Source organism: Agrobacterium sp. rho-13.3 (assembly GCF_033957765.2).
Classification (GTDB): Bacteria; Pseudomonadota; Alphaproteobacteria; order Rhizobiales; family Rhizobiaceae; genus Agrobacterium.
The window spans coordinates 2,712,611-2,731,949 of record NZ_CP192774.1; the positions used below are offsets into that span (position 1 = coordinate 2,712,611).

At 54.7% G+C, this 19,339-nt stretch carries 16 protein-coding genes; 4 read left to right on the forward strand and 12 right to left on the reverse strand.

The features are described 5' to 3' along the window. Window positions 1-6 precede the first annotated feature (6 nt). A complete protein-coding gene (locus tag RMR16_RS13170) occupies window positions 7-1,539 on the forward strand; it encodes a UxaA family hydrolase (RefSeq protein ID WP_320201058.1) in 1,533 nt (510 codons plus the stop codon). Between the two features lie 134 nt (window positions 1,540-1,673). Next, entirely contained in the window at window positions 1,674-2,879 is a 1,206-nt protein-coding gene (locus RMR16_RS13175; protein WP_320201057.1) for a multidrug effflux MFS transporter, read from the forward strand. 48 nt (window positions 2,880-2,927) lie between these two features. On the opposite strand, the gene purH is transcribed toward RMR16_RS13175, so the two are convergent. From purH to htpX, 4 genes are all read right to left on the reverse strand, one after another. Continuing rightward, window positions 2,928-4,544: a bifunctional phosphoribosylaminoimidazolecarboxamide formyltransferase/IMP cyclohydrolase gene (gene purH / locus RMR16_RS13180; protein WP_320201056.1), complete on the reverse strand. Its 1,617-nt coding sequence runs from the start codon at window positions 4,542-4,544 to the stop codon at window positions 2,928-2,930. Between the two features lie 130 nt (window positions 4,545-4,674). After that, complete coding sequence (locus tag RMR16_RS13185) at window positions 4,675-6,297, reverse strand: heparinase II/III family protein (RefSeq protein WP_320201055.1); 1,623 nt, start codon at window positions 6,295-6,297, stop codon at window positions 4,675-4,677. 328 nt (window positions 6,298-6,625) lie between these two features. Next, window positions 6,626-8,014 (reverse strand): RsmB/NOP family class I SAM-dependent RNA methyltransferase, encoded by a 1,389-nt coding sequence (locus RMR16_RS13190; protein ID WP_320201171.1) that lies wholly within the window; start codon window positions 8,012-8,014, stop codon window positions 6,626-6,628. Continuing rightward, on the reverse strand, window positions 8,005-8,976 hold the full coding sequence (htpX, locus tag RMR16_RS13195) for a zinc metalloprotease HtpX (protein ID WP_320201054.1): 972 nt from the start codon (window positions 8,974-8,976) through the stop codon (window positions 8,005-8,007). Before htpX ends, RMR16_RS13190 begins: the two co-directional genes overlap by 10 nt. Before the next feature lie 118 nt (window positions 8,977-9,094). Between htpX and RMR16_RS13200 the strand changes: the two genes are divergently transcribed. Further along, on the forward strand, window positions 9,095-9,295 hold the full coding sequence (locus RMR16_RS13200) for a DUF1674 domain-containing protein (protein ID WP_320201053.1): 201 nt from the start codon (window positions 9,095-9,097) through the stop codon (window positions 9,293-9,295). Between the two features lie 61 nt (window positions 9,296-9,356). Here the strand turns inward: RMR16_RS13200 and RMR16_RS13205 are convergent, their stop codons facing one another. From RMR16_RS13205 to hemE, 8 genes are all read right to left on the reverse strand, one after another. After that, complete coding sequence (locus tag RMR16_RS13205; RefSeq protein ID WP_320201052.1) at window positions 9,357-10,241, reverse strand: ParB/RepB/Spo0J family partition protein; 885 nt, start codon at window positions 10,239-10,241, stop codon at window positions 9,357-9,359. A gap of 29 nt (window positions 10,242-10,270) precedes the next feature. Next, the gene (locus tag RMR16_RS13210; RefSeq protein WP_320201170.1) at window positions 10,271-11,065 is read right to left on the reverse strand and encodes a ParA family protein; all 795 of its coding nucleotides are present in this window, start codon (window positions 11,063-11,065) and stop codon (window positions 10,271-10,273) included. A gap of 20 nt (window positions 11,066-11,085) precedes the next feature. Further along, a complete protein-coding gene (gene rsmG / locus RMR16_RS13215; protein ID WP_320201051.1) occupies window positions 11,086-11,703 on the reverse strand; it encodes a 16S rRNA (guanine(527)-N(7))-methyltransferase RsmG in 618 nt (205 codons plus the stop codon). After that, entirely contained in the window at window positions 11,700-13,592 is a 1,893-nt protein-coding gene (gene mnmG / locus RMR16_RS13220) for a tRNA uridine-5-carboxymethylaminomethyl(34) synthesis enzyme MnmG (protein ID WP_320201050.1), read from the reverse strand. The genes rsmG and mnmG overlap by 4 nt, the downstream gene beginning before the upstream one ends. Window positions 13,593-13,653: 61 nt before the next feature. After that, window positions 13,654-14,967, reverse strand: coding sequence for a tRNA uridine-5-carboxymethylaminomethyl(34) synthesis GTPase MnmE (gene mnmE, locus RMR16_RS13225; protein ID WP_320201049.1), 1,314 nt, complete (start codon window positions 14,965-14,967; stop codon window positions 13,654-13,656). 97 nt (window positions 14,968-15,064) lie between these two features. After that, window positions 15,065-16,330 carry a transcription termination factor Rho gene (rho, locus tag RMR16_RS13230; RefSeq protein WP_320201048.1) on the reverse strand — a complete coding sequence of 422 codons (1,266 nt, stop codon included), beginning with the start codon at window positions 16,328-16,330 and terminating at the stop codon, window positions 15,065-15,067. Between the two features lie 187 nt (window positions 16,331-16,517). Further along, complete coding sequence (gene hemJ, locus RMR16_RS13235; protein WP_320201047.1) at window positions 16,518-17,063, reverse strand: protoporphyrinogen oxidase HemJ; 546 nt, start codon at window positions 17,061-17,063, stop codon at window positions 16,518-16,520. Next, window positions 17,060-18,094 (reverse strand): uroporphyrinogen decarboxylase, encoded by a 1,035-nt coding sequence (hemE, locus tag RMR16_RS13240; RefSeq protein WP_320201046.1) that lies wholly within the window; start codon window positions 18,092-18,094, stop codon window positions 17,060-17,062. Before hemE ends, hemJ begins: the two co-directional genes overlap by 4 nt. Window positions 18,095-18,503: 409 nt before the next feature. Here hemE and RMR16_RS13245 point away from each other — a divergent pair, with 409 nt between their 5' ends. Beyond that, window positions 18,504-19,325 carry a pyruvate, water dikinase regulatory protein gene (locus RMR16_RS13245; protein WP_320201169.1) on the forward strand — a complete coding sequence of 274 codons (822 nt, stop codon included), beginning with the start codon at window positions 18,504-18,506 and terminating at the stop codon, window positions 19,323-19,325. The last annotated feature ends 14 nt before the right edge of the window (window positions 19,326-19,339 follow it).

The following is a 19,339-nucleotide window of genomic DNA, read 5'->3' on the forward strand; positions in this document are numbered from 1 at the left end:
GACCCCGTGACTGACAATGCCGAAGCTACCATTCTGTTGAATATCAATGACAATGTGGCCGTCGCCCGCCGGTCCATTCAGCCCGGTAATGCCACCGGGCGCGGCGATCTAAAGGCGGCTGAACTCATCGGGCGCGGCCATAAGGTGGCGTTGAGACCAATCAGAACCGGTGAGGAGGTTCTGAAATACGGTCAAATCATCGGCGTGGCAACGCAGGATATCGATGCGGGCCGCCACGTTCACCTGCACAACCTTGCGATGGTGCCTTCGGAACATGCCCACCAATTCAGCGTCGATATCGAAGAAAAAGGCATGTTGCCGCAGACTGAGCGCCGCACCTTCATGGGCTTTGACCGAGGTACCGGCGGTGTTGGCACCCGCAATTATATCGGCGTCATCGCCTCAGTAAACTGTTCCGCCACCGTGTCGCGCTACATCGCCGATTATTTCAATAAGCAGGGCGGCTTGGAGGGTTTCGACAATGTCGATGGTGTTGTCGCACTGACCCATGGCACCGGCTGCGCGATCAATACCAAGTCGGAAGGCTACCGGCTGCTGATCCGCACCATTCAGGGTTATGCCCGCCACCCGAATTTCGGCGGGATTCTTCTGATCGGCCTTGGCTGTGAAACCAACCAGATCGCGCCAATCCTTGAACATTACAAGATGGAAGAGGGCGAACGGCTTCGCACCATGACCATCCAGCAGCACGGCGGCACCCGCAAAACAATCGAGGCGGCGATTGCCAACATCAAAGAGATGCTGCCCATGGTCAATGCTGCCAGACGCACCGAGCAGCCGCTTTCAGCCTTAAAAGTCGCACTGGAATGCGGCGGGTCAGACGGTTACTCAGGAATCTCCGCCAATCCGGCACTCGGCTACGCCTCCGACCTCATTGTACGCAACGGCGGCACGACCGTGCTTGCGGAAACCCCGGAAATTTACGGTGCCGAACACCTTCTGACGCGCCGCGCCATTACCCCCGCCGTCGCAGAAAAACTCCTGCAACGCATCGACTGGTGGCGCGATTACACAGCCCGCAATGGCGACGAGTTGAACAACAACCCTTCCCATGGCAACAAGCTGGGTGGCCTGACCACCATCCTTGAAAAATCCCTCGGTGCGGTCGCCAAAGGTGGCTCCATGCCGCTCAAAGCCGTTTATGAATTTGCCGAAAAAGTCACCGAATCCGGCTTCGTCTTTATGGACACCCCCGGTTACGACCCGGTCGCGGTCACAGGCCAGGTCGCAGGCGGCTGCAACGTCATCTGTTTCACCACCGGTCGAGGCTCGGTCTCCGGCTTCAAACCGTCGCCCTGCATCAAGATCGCCACCAACTCTGAAATGTATGAACATATGAAAGAGGACATGGACATCAACTGCGGAGAGATCGTGACCGGCGCGGAAACCATCGAAGAATCCGGCGAACGAATTTTCGAACACATCATCGCGGTGGCATCGGGCCACAAGACCGTCAGCGAGATTTACGACTACGGCGACAATGAATTCGTGCCCTGGCAGGTGGGTGCGGTGACGTGATGGGTGGGTCGTGTCTCACGTGAAACATTCCTAGAGCAACTTGGGGACGCGTCCGTTTCCCATTCAATTGACGATGAAAAGATGCGACAAGCGGAATTCAAACCTTTCCGCTTTTCACAGGCCTTTCGCATCCAATGATTAGTTTTCGAGAACGCATCGTCCTCTACGCTCTTTTGACCTCGCTTACCTCTTTCAGCATCGATGCTCTTCTGCCGGGCTTGCGGCAGATCGGCATGGATGTGCAGCCGTCACCACCCCTATCTACTCAGCACATCATATCGCTTTTTATCTTCGGCATGGCGTTCGGTGAATTGTTTCTCGGCCCATTGTCCGATGCGATGGGCCGGAAAAAAGCGCTTGTTCTGGGCCTTTGTGTCTATGCGGTCGGCACCGTCACTGCCATGTTGGCGGGGTCGCTGGAAATGGTCATTCTGGGGCGGTTTTTGCAGGGTGTCGGCGTCGCCGGTCCGAAGATTGCAACGCGGGCGATGATCCGCGACCAGTTCGACGGCGATGCGATGGCCCGCATCATGTCCTTTATGTTTACGCTGTTCATTCTGGTGCCAATGCTGGCGCCCACCTTGGCACAGGGGCTGATTGCCATTGCCGGCTGGCGCAGTATTTTTGTAGCCTATCTGGTCATTGCCGGTATTCTGGGTCTCTGGCTGGTGGTGCGACAACAGGAAACCCTACCGGCACCGAAACGAATTCCGTTTCGTCCGCGCCTACTGCTGTTGAACAGCAAGCGTATCCTGTCGAAACGCAGCGTGGTTCTGCTCATCATGGCCACCGGCATCGTCTTCGGGGCTCAACTTCTTTACCTCAGCACCGCAGCAGATCTGTTTTTCGATGCGTATGGGATAAAAGAAACTTTCCCGTTCTATTTCGCGGTCCTGGCCACCGGAATAGGACTGGCTTCCTTCGTCAATGCAAAGCTCGTTCAGCGGTTCGGCATGGATGCCATGGCCCGCTCCGCATTTGTGGGATTGGCATCGACGGGCTTCCTGATGCTGGTCACATCCATGCTGTGGAGCAGTCAGCTGCCGCTCTTCGCGATGATGGCGTTCGTTTTCGTTGCCTTCTTCACCATCGGTGTCCTTTTCGGCAATCTCAACGCCATGGCAATGCGCTCGCTTGGCCAGGTTGCGGGTCTGGGAGCGTCCTTGATTGCCTCAGGCTCAAGCCTGGTTGCAACACTCTTTGCGATCAGCATAGGCAGCTTTTATGACGGCACGGCCATCAATTTGTCAGCAGGCTTTTTTCTCGCAGGTGTCAGTTCGCTCGCATTGGCGGAACTGGCGGCGCGAAGCGACATATCGCCAGTCGAAGCCATTCGATAATGAAAAAATGGCCCGGAGAAAAAACTCCGGGCCATCAATCACAGAGTCCTAGTGGCGGAAGTGGCGCATACCTGTGAACACCATCGCCACGTTATGTTCGTTCGCCGCATCGATCACGTCCTGATCGCGCATCGAACCGCCCGGCTGGATAACCGCGGTCGCACCAGCGGCAATCGCTGCCAAAAGACCATCTGCAAACGGATAGAATGCCTCAGAGGCAACCGCAGAACCCTTTGTCAGCGGCTCTGAGAGACCCATGGCCTTGGCGGCATCTTCTGCCTTTTGGGCGGCGATACGGGCCGAGTCGATACGGCTCATCTGGCCAGCGCCGATACCGGCGGTTTGTCCGTCCTTGGCGTAAATCACCGCATTGGATTTCACATGCTTGGCGATCTTGAAGGCGAACTTCATGTCTTCCAGTTCCTGCGCCGTCGGTGCGCGCTTGGTGACGACCTTCAGATCAAGGTCTTCGACCATGCCATTGTCACGGCTCTGCACCAGAAGACCACCGGATACGGTCTTGGCCGTAATACCCGGAGCACGGGCGTCGGGCAGACCACCGGCAGACAGCAGCCGCAGGTTGGGCTTGCGGGCCACAATCAGCTTGGCTTCTTCGGTGACATCAGGCGCAATGATGACTTCAGTGAACAGCTGGATGATCTCTTCGGCCGTTTCGGCATCCAGCGTGCGGTTCAGCGCAATCACGCCGCCGAAAGCAGAAACCGGGTCGCAGGCCAGCGCCCGCTTGTAAGCGTCGAGCAAAGTCGTCCCCGTGGCAACGCCGCATGGGTTGGCGTGCTTGATGATAGCAACGGCTGGTGCATTTTCCGGCAGGAATTCGGCAACAAGCTCGTAAGCCGCATCCGTATCGTTGATATTGTTATAGGACAGCTGCTTGCCCTGCAAAAGCGTGGCTGTGGAAACGCCGGGGCGCTGATCGCCTGTCAGGTAAAAACCAGCGCTCTGGTGCGGGTTTTCGCCGTAACGCATCTTTTCTTTCAGCACGCCGCCGATAGCGCGGTAATGCGGCGCTTCGATGGAAAGCGCTTCGGCAAACCAGTTGGAAATCATCGCGTCATAGGCAGCCGTGCGAGCATAGGCCTTCGCCGCAAACTTTTGGCGCAGCGCATAGGTCGTCTGGCCGTCATCGGCCTGCAATGCTTCCAACAACTCCGGGTAATCGCTCGGATCGGTCAGAACGGTCACGTAAGCGTGGTTCTTGGCCGAAGCGCGGATCATTGCCGGGCCACCAATATCGATATTCTCAACCGTCGTCGGATAATCGCCGCCCTTGGCGCGAACGTCCTCGAACGGATAGAGATTGATGATCGACAGATCGATGGCTTCGATACCGTGCGCCCGCATGGCTTCGACATGCTCCGCGTCATCCCGAATGGCCAGAAGTCCGCCATGCACGTTGGGGTGCAATGTCTTGACGCGGCCGTCCATGATTTCCGGGAACTTGGTGATGTCGGATACATCCGTCACCGGCAAACCCGCATCGGCAATCGCCTTCGACGTGCCACCGGTGGACAGCAGCTTCACACCGAGATTGACCAGCGCACCGGCCAGTTCAACGATATCTGTCTTGTCGGAGACAGACAGCAGCGCAGTGCGGATTTTGACCTTGTCAGGAGCGGGGATTTTTTTGGAAACAACAGCCATCGGGACGACTCCGTGATGCGTGGAGGACAGGCCGGAGAGCGATCCATCCGGCGGTTGCCGCCGCGTTAGCACAGCTTGGCACATTAATAAACAGAGGAGGCGCAGGCAGCCCCTTTTCCGATGCGCAGCCCTACAGTTTTCTCTCTATTATCCAGCGGATTTCCGAGGTTTCCGGCACGGTAAACGGAATTTCGATCTGGTGAGAAGGCCGAATGCCGGACGCATCGGCCATAAACACGTCATCCGTTATGACCACCTGCTGGCCCGGCGCAGAAAACAGCCAGCTCGTACCGTCCAACGCCCGCATCATGATCGATTCATCGTCCAGCCGGGAAAGTTCGATCGATGGATGAATGTGAAACCGCGAAACGGCCTCAATAGAAAGTGGGGCGCGTTTTTTATCGCCTTGCGGCGTTAAAACCAGATCGCGGCCTTTGATCTTGCTACCAGCCGCATTTAACTCCAGCTCCCGCGCATGAACGACGCCGAACTCCCTCAGATAACCGTCATGGGATGCCAGCAAAACATCAGCACCCTTCTGATCAGTCTGCCGCTGCACATCCACCTCCGTCACACCCTGCACCACGATGGGGCCGAGAAGCCGGGAACGCGAGACACGCGATGAAGACGTATCGTCAATAGTGACGGTGGAATGCGCCGCCGTGGAGCGGCTGGCGCGTTTAAAATCGACCGTTGCATAGGGCGGGAAACCGGAATTGACGATAAAGCGGTTCCTGACCGATGAAAGCTCGAACGACAGGCAGCCGCAATGCGCCCCTCTGGACAGCTCCATCGAGTGTGGAAATCCCGTATCGACAATCACAACCGTGTCTTCTGCCGAAAGCCGCTGATAGGCGATATCGGGCAGGGCGCGTGAGGGGCGCCCGGATGTTTCATCATAACGCAGCACCGAAACAAGCTCGTTGGCAAGGGTGGCCGTGGAACCATTAAACAGTGCCAGATCACCGTCCTGATGCCGGAAGAAACGAATGGCCGGGAACATCCGGTCGATAGCCGGCACAAGGCCCGGCGGCACATCGTGGCCCAGATTGATATAGCTCTGTCGTAGCGGCAGAAGGTCCAGCAGCAAATCCAGCATGACGCGTGGATTGCGTGAAACATGGCCACCATCCGGCAGAACCTGCCGTTCCAGTTCGCGATCCAGCTTCATGCCATAGCGCGCAATCTTCGATGCACGGTTGGGCAGCGATATTGAGGCAACCGCCAAAGCGATACGAATTTTCAGCCGAATCTCACCATCCGGCGCGTGTTTGGCAATCAGGCTCAGATACCGCACATGATAACAAAGGCTTTTCAGAAAACGGCGGTAAAACAAGGCATCCGCATTCTGTAGAACCACCGGCGAATGTGACAACCAGGCAATCAGCCTCTGTGCTGCTGTTTCCGGCGCCCAGGCGACACCTGAAACCCGGCGTCCATGCAACGCAATCCAGTCCGACACCAAAACCCGCGCGCGGGTGCAGGCCTCATCCGATTTGCTGGCGCGCACATGCCGCAGCCAGCTGAAGGCGTGGAGCCTCTCCTCAAAAGCGGAAGACGGCATTTCTAGCAGAAAAGGCGAGATACCCCCGGTATCCAAAATCCGCCCGGCCAAGGCAATCCGCCCAGATACGAGCTCTTGCGCAACGTAAGGATCAACCGCACGCAAATCCGTTGGCGCAGCAACAAGCCCATTGGGCGTACGGTCCGCAACTTTCAAAAACCGAAGGCGCAGAGGCGCACTGCCGATCATCGTCCGGTTCCAAAGGGTACGTATAAAAAGCCCCGCAACACTGAAGCTGCCGTTCAGGGATCCTACCAAACTGTGTTTCCCGCCGAGCGTAGTCTTGTTATATGTGAGACGTATGGACGCAACATTGCGACTGACAAGCCATTCAATGTTTCATGAAAAACTTCATATTTTGTAAACGATCCAAATACTCTTTCGTCATGCTCGGGCTTGTCCCGGACATCTGCGACGTCTCATATGTCTCAACGTGATGAGATCCTCGGGACAAGCCCGAGAATAACGTCGAGCGGATGGCTGTTATCAGCACAATCCACCGCTTGAAAATAACGCGCTACCTCTTCCGCAGCACAGCAGCGTAAAACCCATCCACCCCACCAAACATATCCGGCGTCGTGCGCAAGTCTCCATCCGCGTTGATGGCGATTTCCAGACCTGGGAAATCCGATGCCAAAGTTGGCACCCGTTCCAGCGAGGGATCGCTGGCCAGCACCTGCGCCACCATCCGCTCACCCTCGGAAGGGTCGAGCGAGCAGTTGGAAAACACAATGGTGCCACCGGATTTCACCAAGGTTACCGCATGGCGAAGCATTTGTTCCTGCAAACCTGCCAGTTTGGCAATATCCTGCTTGTCCTTCGTCCAGCACACATCAGGGTGTTTCCGCAACGTACCCGTAGAAGAACAAGGTGCATCCAGCAACACCGCGTCAAACAGTTCTTCAGGCTGGAATTTCAACATGTTAACCTCAACCGTCTCGGCCTCCAGCTTCAAACGATTCAGATTTTCACGAAGGCGTTTCAACCGGTTGCCAGATTGGTCGAGGGCCGTAACATCTGCGCCCGCCAAAATAAGCTGCGCCGTCTTGCCACCGGGTGCGGCGCAAAGGTCAGCAACGCGTTTTCCTGTCAAATCACCCATGAGGCGCACCGGCATGGAGGCAGAAAAATCCTGAACCCACCATTCGCCGTCGTTAAAGCCCTCAAGCGCTGAAACCGAACCCTCAAACGCATCAAGCCGAACGCTGCCATTCGGCATTACAGTGCCATTGAGCTTTTCGGCCCAGAGATCGGGATTGGATTTCACCGTCACATCGATCACCGAGGGCACAAGCTGCGCTTCGGCCATACGGTTGGCGGCGTCTTTGCCGTAAATCTTCGCAAGGCGGCCATAAAACCAGTCTGGTAGGACCGGAACCTCGCCAATCGCCTGCACAACGCTATCTTTTTCACGTCCAAGACGCCGCAAGATCGCATTGACGAGTTTCACGAAACGCTTGTTGCGCGGGTCGCGATGCGCCTGTTCCACGGCCAGATCAACCGCCGAATGGTCCGGCACATCAAGATACAACATCTGCGCTGCACCCACCACCAGCACATGGTGCAGCGAACGCGCGCCCTGCGGCAATGGGCCATCCAGCAGCATGGCGAGAGCGGCTTCGATGCGGGGTAGGTGCCTGAGCGCACTGTTGACGATGGCGCGCACCAGCGCCCTGTCTGGAAGGCTTAGAGCGCGGTAGGCGGGGTTGCCGTTTTCCGCGTCCAGCATACCATCCAGAGAAGTTTTCTTATCGAGCACCGCAGAGAGAATCTTGACCGCCGCAACGCGTGCCGCAAGACCCGGCTTCCACTCTTCGTTTGAGTAATGTTCATCATTATTTCCACCAGACGGACGGCGTTTTTGATGGTGTGCCGGTTTGGCGGAAGAATTCGATGTCAAGACCAGGGCCCTTTGCGATCATTGTTATTGCCCCAGGGCGAGCCTGCGTTTGGCCCGGTATTGGGAACGGAGCGTGATTTGCGTACCGACTTATCACTTGTCGGCTGATAGGTCGATGCCTGCGGAAACTCCTGCGACATGGCGCGCAGTGCGGCAATGCGGTTGTCCGTATTCGGGTGTGTGGAAAACAGATTGTCCATCCGTTCGCCCGAAAGCGGATTGATGATAAACATATGCGCCGTTGCAGGGTTGCGCTCTGCATCATCATTGTGAATTTGCTTTGCCGCACCTGCAATCTTTTGCAGCGCGGACGCCAGCCAAAGCGGGTTTCCGCAGATTTCTGCACCACGCTTATCCGCGGAATATTCACGTGTCCGGCTGATCGCCATCTGCACAAGCATTGCTGCCAAGGGCGCGACAATCATCGCCACCAGCACACCGATAAAGCCAAGCGGATTATTGTTTTCACGATTGCCGCCAAAGAAGAACGCAAAATTGCCGAGCATGGAGATTGCACCGGCCAATGTGGCGGTAATCGTCATGGTCAGCGTGTCACGGTTTTGGATATGCGCCAGCTCGTGCGCCATCACGCCCGCCACTTCCTGCGGTGTCAGGCTTTCCATTAGCCCACTGGAGGCAGCAACCGCGGCATTCTGCGGATTTCGACCCGTCGCGAAGGCGTTGGGCTGCGGGCTGTCATAAACATAGACCTTGGGCATTGGCAGACCGGCGTTCTGCGACAGATCGCGAATCATGCTGAAAAATTCAGGCGCGTTGCGCTCATCCACCTCCTGCGCATTATATGCCTTCAGCACCATTTTGTCCGAGTTCCAATAGGAAAACAGGTTCATGCCAGCCGCAACCAGCAAGGCAATCATCATGCCGCCTGTGCCGCCAATCAGAAAACCAATGCCCATGAACAAAGCGGTCATGAACGCCAGCAGCATGGCCGTACGCATCAAGTTCATCAGAAATCTCCGTTCTTGGCATCAGTTTCATCAACAAGACTTATCAAGCCGTTTCAACTTCTATAATCTGGTGACTGAGACACGCATTTCAATATCCCGTCATAAGGCCTTGAGACCCATGCAGAACGCGGACAATGACAATAGCGGTGAAACGCCGGTAAAGATTTCACCTGCGGCAGAGCGCGCTTTGAAGGAAGCCGAAGAGCGGCGAAAAAGCGCTCAGGCACTGGAACTTCCACCCGAAATAGGCGGGCGCGATGGGCCCGAGCCGGTACGTTTCGGTGATTACGAGATCAAAGGTCGCGCGATCGACTTTTGAGGTCTTATGCCTCCAAAAAGGGGAATTTAACGAAATTCCCCTTTAGAATCATATATTTATATTATTTCTGTTCCAACAAACGGCACACGGCTTCGAGTTGCTCTAACGTCCGATAATTGATGCGAATGTGGCCACCCGTTCCCTTGTGGTTGATCTTCACATCAAGACCAAGCGCATCTGAAAGTGTACGCTCAAGAGCAACCGTATCGGAATCCTTTTCGTGCTCCTCCTTGCGGGGAAGCATCGGGTTTAGCTGCGTATGGATATCCGCCTGCGCCATCCGTTCTGCATCCCGGACTGAAAGGCCTTTTGATACAATGGTACGAGCAAGATAGGTCGGATCAGATGTAGGCACCAAGGCGCGCGCATGACCGGCAGACAATGTGCCTTCGGCAAGCATATCCCTGACCGCCTCCGGCAGTTTCAACAGACGTAGGCTATTGGCAACATGGCTGCGGCTTTTACCAATGATCTCGCCAAGGTCATTTTGCGTATAGCCATGTTCCGCGATCAACTGATCATAACCCAGGGCTTCTTCCAGTGGATTGAGATCGGAACGTTGCACGTTTTCAACAATGGCCAGCTCAAGAGCCGTGCGATCATCGACATCGCGAACGATCACTGGAACTTCGGTAAAACCAGCGAGTTGCGCTGCGCGCCAGCGACGTTCACCAGCAATAATCTCGTAGCGATTATCAGCAACTGTGCGCACGACAACCGGCTGCACGATGCCGTGCTGGCGAATGGACGAGGCCAGATCCTGAAGCTCGCTCTCGTCAAAATGACGACGCGGGTTGCGGGGGCTGCGGGCAATAAACTCTATCGGAATTGTCCGATCGGCGCTGATGGCGCGCTGCGGCTCACCCACGGGCAGGGGTTGATCCATCTCGCCAATCAACGCTGCAAGACCCCGTCCAAGACGGCGCTTTGAAAGATCATCGCTCATTTTTTACTCCATACAATCTAGCAATGCGTTCAGGCTGCTTTTCGCAGACGCTCACGCTGTATGACTTCGGATGCCAACTGCAAATAGGCTTGGCTTCCCGCACATTTCAAATCGTACAATATGGCTGGCTTGCCATAAGATGGCGCTTCGGAAACACGCACGTTCCGGGGAATAAGGGTGTGGTAAACCTTCTCGCCCAGATGAGTGCGAACGTCCGTCACCACCTGTTGCGCCAAATTGTTGCGCGAGTCGAACATGGTCAAAACGATACCTTGAATATCAAGTGTTGGATTAACCGTCGCCCTGATCTGATTGACCGTGTCCAGCAACTGGCTCAAACCCTCGAGTGCGAAGAATTCGCATTGCAGGGGGACAAGAACAGAGTGCGCTGCGGCCATGGCATTCATAGTCAACAGATTGAAGGATGGCGGGCAGTCCACCAGGATATAGGAATAGGCCAGCGCCTCATGGCTTTGAAGTGCGTTTCTGAGCATGAATACGCGGTTGGTCGCGTTAGCGACTTCCATTTCAAAACCCAGAAGGTCCATCGTCGAGGCAACGATATCGAGATTGGGCACAGCGGTCGGAACGACCACTTCCGCGACGGAATTCGTCCCAACCAGCAAATCATAAGAGGAGAGTTTTCTTTCACGCCGGTCGATGCCCAACCCAGTGCTGGCATTGCCTTGTGGATCGAGATCCACGAGAAGCACCCGTTCCCCGATCGCAGCAAGTGCGGTCGCCAGATTGATCGCGGTCGTTGTTTTGCCAACGCCACCTTTCTGGTTCGCAATCGTAATAATCCGATTTTTTTCAAACATGATGCTGCACCTGACGTGATTAATCAGCTTTTCGATGCAAGATTACTAATTTCAAGAACAACTGAGCTCGCTTCGACGCTGCTTTGATGTTTTAACAGATCGAACTGCCAACGACCACGCGCATTTTGCAGCTCGGTCTCATAATCCCGGCCTTTATTGAGATAAGCATGCAGCTTGGCGTTTTGCTTGGCCCAGGGATGGATATATTCAAGCAAGGAATTGAGATCAGCCAAAGCCCGCGCTGAAATCGCATCGCATGGACCAATGGCTTGCGGGGCAGTTTCGATTCGAATCGGATGAACCGTGCCACGCGCACCAGTTTCTTTCAGCGCAACACGCAGAAATCCCGCTTTTTTATTGTTGCTCTCCACGAGGTTGACCCAGCCATCACCCAGCTCTGCCAGAAAGATGGCTGTGATAACGCCAGGAAAACCACCGCCACTGCCAAGGTCTACCCAGACCTGCGGCTTGGGAGCCATTTGAAAGATTTGAGCGCTGTCAGCCACATGCCGGGACCACAGCTCGCCAAGCGTTGAGGGCGCAACGAGGTTCGTCGTCGCATTCCATTTTTTGAAAAGCGCGACAAAATGTTCAAGCCGCTCCTGTGTTTCACGTGAAACACTCTGGCCGTTTATCTTCATATTGGGACTCGTAAAGGCTGTGCGTGCAACTTCTGAGTTTGCGTATAAGTGCCTTTTTTCACCAAAGCAAGGATCAACGACACAGCCGCAGGCGTCATGCCATCAACACGCGATGCCTGCGCAATATTTGTGGGCTTCGCGGCTTGCAGTTTCTGTTTCAGCTCGTTGGAAAGCCCGGATAGGATCGTGAAATCGAAATCCTCGGGAATTCTACGGTCCTCATCGCGCTTGATGTCGACAATGTCAGCGCTCTGGCGTTGCATATAAACTGCATAACTCGCTTCGATTTCCAGAACTTCCGCGACTTTCGACGTGATATCATTCAATTCAGGCCATAGAGGCTTGAGTGTTTTTAAAGTGATGTCGGGATAAGCCAATAGCTCATAAGCCGAGCGCTTATTTCCATCATGGTTGAGCTTGAGACCTTGCTTGGCCGCCTGTGACGGGCTGATGGACAGTTCCTTCAACTGCACACGGCGCTGGTCAAGATCGGCGGTAAAGGCGGCGAAACGCTTCGCGCGACGAGAACCGACAATACCAGCACCAATACCAACAGGCGTGAGTCGAAGATCGGCATTATCCACCCGTAGGGATAGGCGGTATTCGGCGCGTGACGTGAACATACGGTAGGGTTCGGTGACGCCTTTCGATGTCAGATCATCAATCATGACACCAATATAGGATTCAGTGCGGCTAAAATGCAGAGGATTGCTACCACTGGCGAAGAGAGATGCATTCAGACCCGCGACAAGACCTTGTGCTGCTGCTTCTTCGTAACCCGTTGTGCCATTAATTTGACCCGCGAGAAACAGGCCTGGCACCTTGCGGCATTCCAGCGATGGCCGAAGTTCTCTCGGATCGACATAATCATATTCAATCGCATAACCTGGCTGGAGGATCGTCACCTTTTCCAGACCGGGGATTGTCTGAATGAACATCTGCTGCACGAAAGCGGGCAGAGACGTGGAAATACCGTTCGGATAGATGGTGTTGTCATCTAGGCCTTCCGGTTCCAGAAAAATCTGGTGTCCATCGCGCTCACCGAAACGAACGATCTTGTCCTCGATGGATGGGCAGTAGCGTGGGCCGACGCCTTCGATCTGGCCGGAGTACATGGCGGATAGATGAATGTTGTCCTGAATGATCTTGTGACCAGCAGGCGTCGTGCGCGTCACTCCGCACTCAATCTGCGGATTGGTAATGTGATCGGTCATAAAGGAAAATGGCACCGGATCTTCATCCGCGCCTTGACGCTCTACCGCATCCCAGTCGATGGTTTTTCCGTCTAGACGCGCTGGTGTTCCGGTTTTTAGGCGACCCATATTCAGGCCAGCGCGAGCCAATGTATCCGAAAGGCCAACAGATGGCTTTTCGCCAACCCGGCCAGCCGGAATCTTTTCGGAACCGATATGAATAAGTCCGCGCAGAAATGTACCGCTGGTGAGGACAACAGCACGACATGGAATTCGCCGTCCGTCTGCCGTAATAACTGCGGTAATGATTTCATCTATGATTTCAATATCATAGGCATCGCCCTCGACAATGGTGAGATTATCGATGCTGGTAATTTCGCGCTGCATAGCTTCGCGGTACAGGCGACGGTCGGCCTGTGTACGTGGACCGCGCACGGCTGGGCCTTTTTTTCTGTTGAGCATTCGAAACTGAATGCCACCTGCATCAGCGACGCGCCCCATCAGGCCGTCCAAAGCGTCGATTTCGCGAACCAGATGGCCTTTACCAAGCCCACCGATGGCAGGATTGCAGGACATGACACCAATCGTCTTTTTGTTATGGGTCAGAAGAGCCGTTTTTGCACCATGGCGCGCAGCTGCCGCGGCAGCTTCGCTGCCCGCATGACCACCACCAATTACAACGACATCGTATGTCATTATAAATCTCTCGCTTTTTATCGCGCCGTGGCCTTGGCCAGCGCAGAATGTTTCACGTGAATCATTTACCGATACAAAACTCGGAAAATATGACGCCAAGCAAATCCTCGACATCAACGCGGCCCGTGATCCGTCCCAAAGACGTCGCAGCAAGCCGTAAATATTCCGACCGGATCGCAAGTTCCATTCCTTGCGCATTCAGCGCATCACTAACATAGTTCAGCGTCTCTTCAAGACGTTTCTTATGTCGGGCCCGGACAGGCGCCAAAGTGAGGGATGAGCCGACCCGTTTTTCGATTTCGGATTTAATGATTGACCGGAGTTGTTCGAGACCATAACCCGTCTGGGCTGAGATCAAGAGATCAAAAGCGTTTGCGTCTGCGGAATTCGAGAGATCGGACTTTGTACCAAGCCGTAACACTAGGGCGTCTGACGATTCATCAAGTCGTTGCGGGGGCGAATCGATTTCTGAAAGCAATAAAATTAAATCTGCGGTCTTGGCGGTCTGACGTGCACGACGCACGCCTTCCTGCTCGACAATATCGATCGTTTCACGCAGACCAGCGGTGTCGTAGAGCGTCACAAGATAGCCGTCGATGTTGAGATCAACGCTGAGGACATCTCGGGTGGTTCCGGCGATATCCGTGACAATCGCCACGTCGCGGCCACTCAGCGCGTTCAGAAGACTTGATTTACCGACATTTGGTGCGCCGACCAGCGCGACTTTAAAGCCGTCACGAATGATTTCGGAAGATGAGCCAGCGCCTAGGTGATGTTCTATCTCTCTGCGCAGCGCAAAAACCGTTGTCCAGACCTGCTCGGCCACCGAATCCGGGACATCTTCCTCATCGGAGAAGTCAAGTTCCGCTTCGATAAGGGCGCGGCAGCGGGTTAGTTGTTTTGCCCAGCCGTCATAGAGTTCGGATAGTCTGCCGCTGGTTTGTTCAACCGCCAATCGGCGCTGCATTTCTGTTTCTGCTTTCAGTAAATCGGCAAGGCCTTCGACTTCCAGCAAGTCCATCTTGTTATTATCGAAAGCGCGTTTGGAGAACTCCCCGGCCTCTGCCGGTCGAATACCGGCAATAGCGTCCAATTCTGAGAACACCGCTGCAACTACAGCACGACCGCCATGAACTTGGATTTCCACGCAGTCTTCACCCGTGAAGGAGTGCGGAGCGGGGAACTGAAGAACCAGCGCCTGGTCAATGGTTTCAACGTTTCGTTTACGAATCGTTCTAAGGCCTGCGCTACGGGGCGATGGTAAACGATCGCCAATAAGGGATATTAGTGCCGGTATTGCCAGCGGCCCGCTAAGCCGAATTACGGCAACACCTGCTGGCAGCGATCCGCTTGAAAGGGCGTAGATGGTATCCATGGGCGTAACCTAGAAACGTGCTTCTCAAAAAGAGTTGGCCGCGTCCGTAAAACAAACGCGGCCCAATGTCATATAATGATGAATCTGGCTAAGGAAATCAGGTGTTCATCGAGTCGAAGAAATCGCCATTGTTTTTTGTCTGCTTCAGCTTGTCGATCAGGAACTCGATAGCATCAGTTGTGCCCATCGGCGCAAGAATACGGCGAAGAACGAAGATTTTCTGCAGATCCTGACGCGGAACGAGCAAGTCTTCCTTACGAGTGCCAGACTTGAGAATGTCCATGGCCGGGAAGATACGCTTGTCGGCGACCTTGCGGTCCAGGACGATTTCCGAGTTGCCAGTACCCTTGAACTCTTCGAAGATGACTTCATCCATGCGGCTGCCGGTATCGATCAAGGCCGTCGCGATGATGGTCAGCGAACCGCCTTCTTCAATGTTACGGGCCGCACCGAAGAAACGCTTCGGACGCTGCAAGGCGTTGGCATCCACACCACCGGTCAGAACCTTACCAGAAGAAGGAACAACGGTGTTGTAGGCACGGCCAAGACGGGTGATCGAATCGAGCAGGATAACCACATCGCGGCCATGCTCAACGAGGCGCTTGGCCTTTTCGATGACGATTTCAGCGACCTGAACGTGGCGAACGGCGGGTTCGTCGAAGGTCGAGGACACCACTTCGCCTTTTACCGAGCGCTGCATGTCCGTCACTTCTTCCGGCCGCTCATCGATCAACAGAACGATCAAATAGCATTCTGGATGATTGGCAGTGATAGAGTGGGCGATGTTTTGCAGCAGAACCGTTTTACCGGTGCGCGGCGGCGCGACGATCAGACCGCGCTGGCCTTTGCCTAAAGGTGCCACGAGATCGATCACGCGGGCCGAAAAATCTCTGGATGTTGGAATGTCCAGTTCCATCTTGAAACGCTCATTGGGATAAAGCGGCGTCAGATTGTCGAAGTGGACCTTATGACGGATTTTTTCCGGGTCATCGAAGTTGATAGTGTTGACCTTGAGAAGCGCGAAATACCGTTCGCCTTCCTTGGGTCCACGAATTGGACCTTCGACCGTATCGCCGGTTTTCAGCGAGAAACGGCGGATCTGCGACGGGGAGATATAAATATCATCCGGGCCGGGCAGGTAATTGGCATTGGCGGACCGCAGGAAACCGAAGCCATCCTGAAGAACTTCGACGACGCCTTCGCCGATGATCTCGACGTCCTGACTTGCCAGAACCTTGAGGATTGCAAACATGAGCTCCTGCTTGCGCATCGTGCTCGCATTTTCGACTTCCAGGGATTCGGCAAAAGTCAGCAAATCGGTAGGGGATTTGCTCTTGAGTTCCTGAAGCTTCATTTCAGCCATGAAGAGAAAGACCGTTTTTAAAATATGTGTGTGGGGAAAGGCTTGTTCGCGAATCAGGTACTGTGGGTGGACCGCAGACGGCTGAAAAATTCACATGCCATTGAGATGAGTGATCGGAAAATAGCCGCTCAACCGCAAAGCCGCAAGAGGAAAGCACCAATTCCGAGAAATTTATCGTGATCGCCTCTCAAGCGTATGGTTTCACAACCACAAGTATGACTATCAGGATCATCAGGACGGTTGGAACCTCATTCATCAACCGCCAGTGACGGGCAGACCGGGTGTTTTCATCCCGCGAAAAGCGCTTCGCACTGCGACTGAAGTACACATGCGTGGCAGTGAGCAAAACAACCAGACCGATTTTCGCGTGCAGCCATCCACCGGAAAAGCCATAAACCGACCAAGCCAGATAGAGCCCCAGAACCCACGAAATCATCATCGCCGGGTTCATGATGACCTTGATCAGCCGTTGTTCCATAATCTTGAAGGTTTCGGATTTGTCCGAACCGGGTGCCGCATCCGTGTGATAGATGAACAGGCGCGGCAGGTAGAACAGGCCTGCCATCCATGAGATGACCGCGATGATGTGCAGAGCTTTGATCCAGAGATAGGCGTCAGCCGCATCCACATGCAGCACCAGTGCGATGAAGCCCACAAATGCGGTCAAGGCTACTGCGGCCCGCAAACGCGCTTTACGACCGGCTTGTGCGGATGTCTGGCTATCGTTGCTCATGGCTTCGCCCCGTAAGACCGAACCCGGGACACCAGACGCGCTACATTTTCCGGATCGGCCTGCGGCGTGATGCCGTGGCCAAGGTTGAAAATCAGCGGGCCGTTGCCAAGACAGTCGATGATGGCGTCGATTCCGTCCTGAAGGGATTTCCCACCAGCAATCATCAGCATCGGGTCAAGATTGCCCTGAACCGGACCGTCCTTCTGGAGATCGCGGGCAAAACTCAACGGCACGCTCCAGTCGAGACCGATGGCGTCTGCCTTGGTTTTCTGGCGATAATCCTTGAGCAGAACACCGGCACCCTTCGCAAACGCGATGATTTTGGCGTTCGGGCGGCGGGCGCGAACGGATGAGATGATCCGGGCCACCGGCTTCACCGCATAGGCTTCGAATTCTTTTTCGCCGAGAACACCGGCCCATGAATCGAAAATCTGAACCGCATCTGCGCCGGCATCGAGTTGTGCCACGAGATAATCGGCAGAGACTTCCGCCAGAAAGGCCAGCAGCTTTTCCATCGCTTCCGCTTCCTGATAACCGAACAGGCGGGCAGGGGCCTGATCAGGCGTGCCATGGCCAGCGATCATGTAGGTCGCAACCGTCCAGGGTGCACCACAGAAACCGAGAAGCGTGGTTTTCGAAGGCAGTTCGGCTCGCAGCTTCGAGACTGTTTCAAATACTGGCGCCAGATGCGGAATAACGTTCTCCGTTTTCAGAGCAGAGATCTCCGCGGGATTGATCGGGTCCATCGCTGGACCCTTGCCTTCGGTGAAGGTCACGTTGCGCTTCAAGGCATCGGGGATGACCAGAATATCCGAAAACAGAATGGCTGCATCCAGATCAAACCGCCGAATGGGCTGAAGCGTGACCTCGGTTGCGAGTTTGGGATTGTAACAGAGGTCGAGGAAACCTCCTGCCTCTTTGCGCGTTTCCCGATACTCCGGAAGGTATCGTCCCGCCTGTCTCATCAGCCAGATGGGAGGAGGGCTGAGTGCCTCTCCATTCAAAACCTTCATAACGCTACGCTCAGACATGGCTCTCGCCTTTTCTAAAATAAAATAAAAGAGAATCTTAAGATTTTCTATTTCTTAGAGTCTGTGAGTAGCAAGGATTAAAATCTGTTAGGCGGAAATGCCGCATCTGGCGTGGTTTTAGGAAGAGCGAGGCTTTATATAAGCACGCATCCCAGAGATCGGGGATAATGTTTGAAATAAGGAATATATTTCAAGGAATTATGATCACTTTCGCTTCGCTCTCCCTCTGTGGAAAATTACGGAAGAGTTTTTGAAAGTTCATCTTTCTCCACACAATTCACAGCCGGGCTTTTGGCTGCTACACCGAACCGCTATTTGTGGATAACTCGGCAGTTTTCCCCGACCTCAAGCGGGGCTGTGAGAAATGACCAAACTTGTCCCGGCTTATCAACAGGGAGCGAAAAACAGCGTGGAAAACACAAAAAGCTTCTTCCATCTTCACCTGATTTCTGACTCAACGGGTGAGACTCTCATGTCCGCGGGCAGGGCGGTGTCTGCGCAGTTTCATGCGGCCATGCCGCTGGAACATGTTTATCCGATGATACGCAACCAGAAACAGCTCCAGCAGGTGATCGACAGTATCGATAAAGAACCGGGCATTGTTCTCTATACGATTGTCGATCAGCAACTGGCTGGCTTCCTTGATCTTCAATGCCACGCGATGGGCGTTCCCTGCGTCAACGTGCTGGAACCGGTGATCGGCATTTTCCAGACCTATCTCGGCACGGAATCGCGCCGCCGGGTGGGCGCGCAACATGCGTTGAATGCGGATTATTTCAACCGTATCGAAGCGCTGAATTTTGCGATGGATCACGATGACGGCCAGATGCCGGAAAGTTACGATGATGCCGATGTGGTCCTTATCGGCATTAGTCGCACGTCCAAAACACCGACTAGCATATATCTCGCCAATCGCGGTATCAAGACCGCCAATATTCCTGTGGTGCCTGATGTGCCTTTGCCGGACAGTCTTTATAAAGCCACCAAACCGTTGATCGTCGGGCTTGTGGCAACATCCGACCGCATATCACAGGTGCGCGAAAATCGGGAACTCGGTTCGACCGGCGGATTTGATCGCGGCCAATACATCGACCGGGCAACGATCATGGAAGAGCTGAAATATGCCCGCGCCTTGTGCGCCCGCAACAACTGGCCGCTGATCGATGTCACACGGCGCTCGATTGAAGAGACGGCGGCGGCCATTCTTGCTCTTCGGCAACGGACACGGTAATCCGGCAGTTCTCC

Bases quoted from the DNA above. Each gene is read 5' to 3' on its own strand.
- RMR16_RS13175 (WP_320201057.1), top strand. From the start codon at position 1,674: ATGATTAGTTTTCGAGAACGCATCGTCCTCTACGCTCTTTTGACCTCG.
- purH (WP_320201056.1), bottom strand. From the start codon at position 4,544: ATGGCTGTTGTTTCCAAAAAAATCCCCGCTCCTGACAAGGTCAAAATC.
- RMR16_RS13185 (WP_320201055.1), bottom strand. From the start codon at position 6,297: ATGATCGGCAGTGCGCCTCTGCGCCTTCGGTTTTTGAAAGTTGCGGAC.
- htpX (WP_320201054.1), bottom strand. From the start codon at position 8,976: ATGAACTTGATGCGTACGGCCATGCTGCTGGCGTTCATGACCGCTTTG.
- RMR16_RS13200 (WP_320201053.1), top strand. From the start codon at position 9,095: ATGCAGAACGCGGACAATGACAATAGCGGTGAAACGCCGGTAAAGATT.
- RMR16_RS13205 (WP_320201052.1), bottom strand. From the start codon at position 10,241: ATGAGCGATGATCTTTCAAAGCGCCGTCTTGGACGGGGTCTTGCAGCG.
- rsmG (WP_320201051.1), bottom strand. From the start codon at position 11,703: ATGAAGATAAACGGCCAGAGTGTTTCACGTGAAACACAGGAGCGGCTT.
- mnmG (WP_320201050.1), bottom strand. From the start codon at position 13,592: ATGACATACGATGTCGTTGTAATTGGTGGTGGTCATGCGGGCAGCGAA.
- mnmE (WP_320201049.1), bottom strand. From the start codon at position 14,967: ATGGATACCATCTACGCCCTTTCAAGCGGATCGCTGCCAGCAGGTGTT.
- rho (WP_320201048.1), bottom strand. From the start codon at position 16,330: ATGGCTGAAATGAAGCTTCAGGAACTCAAGAGCAAATCCCCTACCGAT.
- hemJ (WP_320201047.1), bottom strand. From the start codon at position 17,063: ATGAGCAACGATAGCCAGACATCCGCACAAGCCGGTCGTAAAGCGCGT.
- hemE (WP_320201046.1), bottom strand. From the start codon at position 18,094: ATGTCTGAGCGTAGCGTTATGAAGGTTTTGAATGGAGAGGCACTCAGC.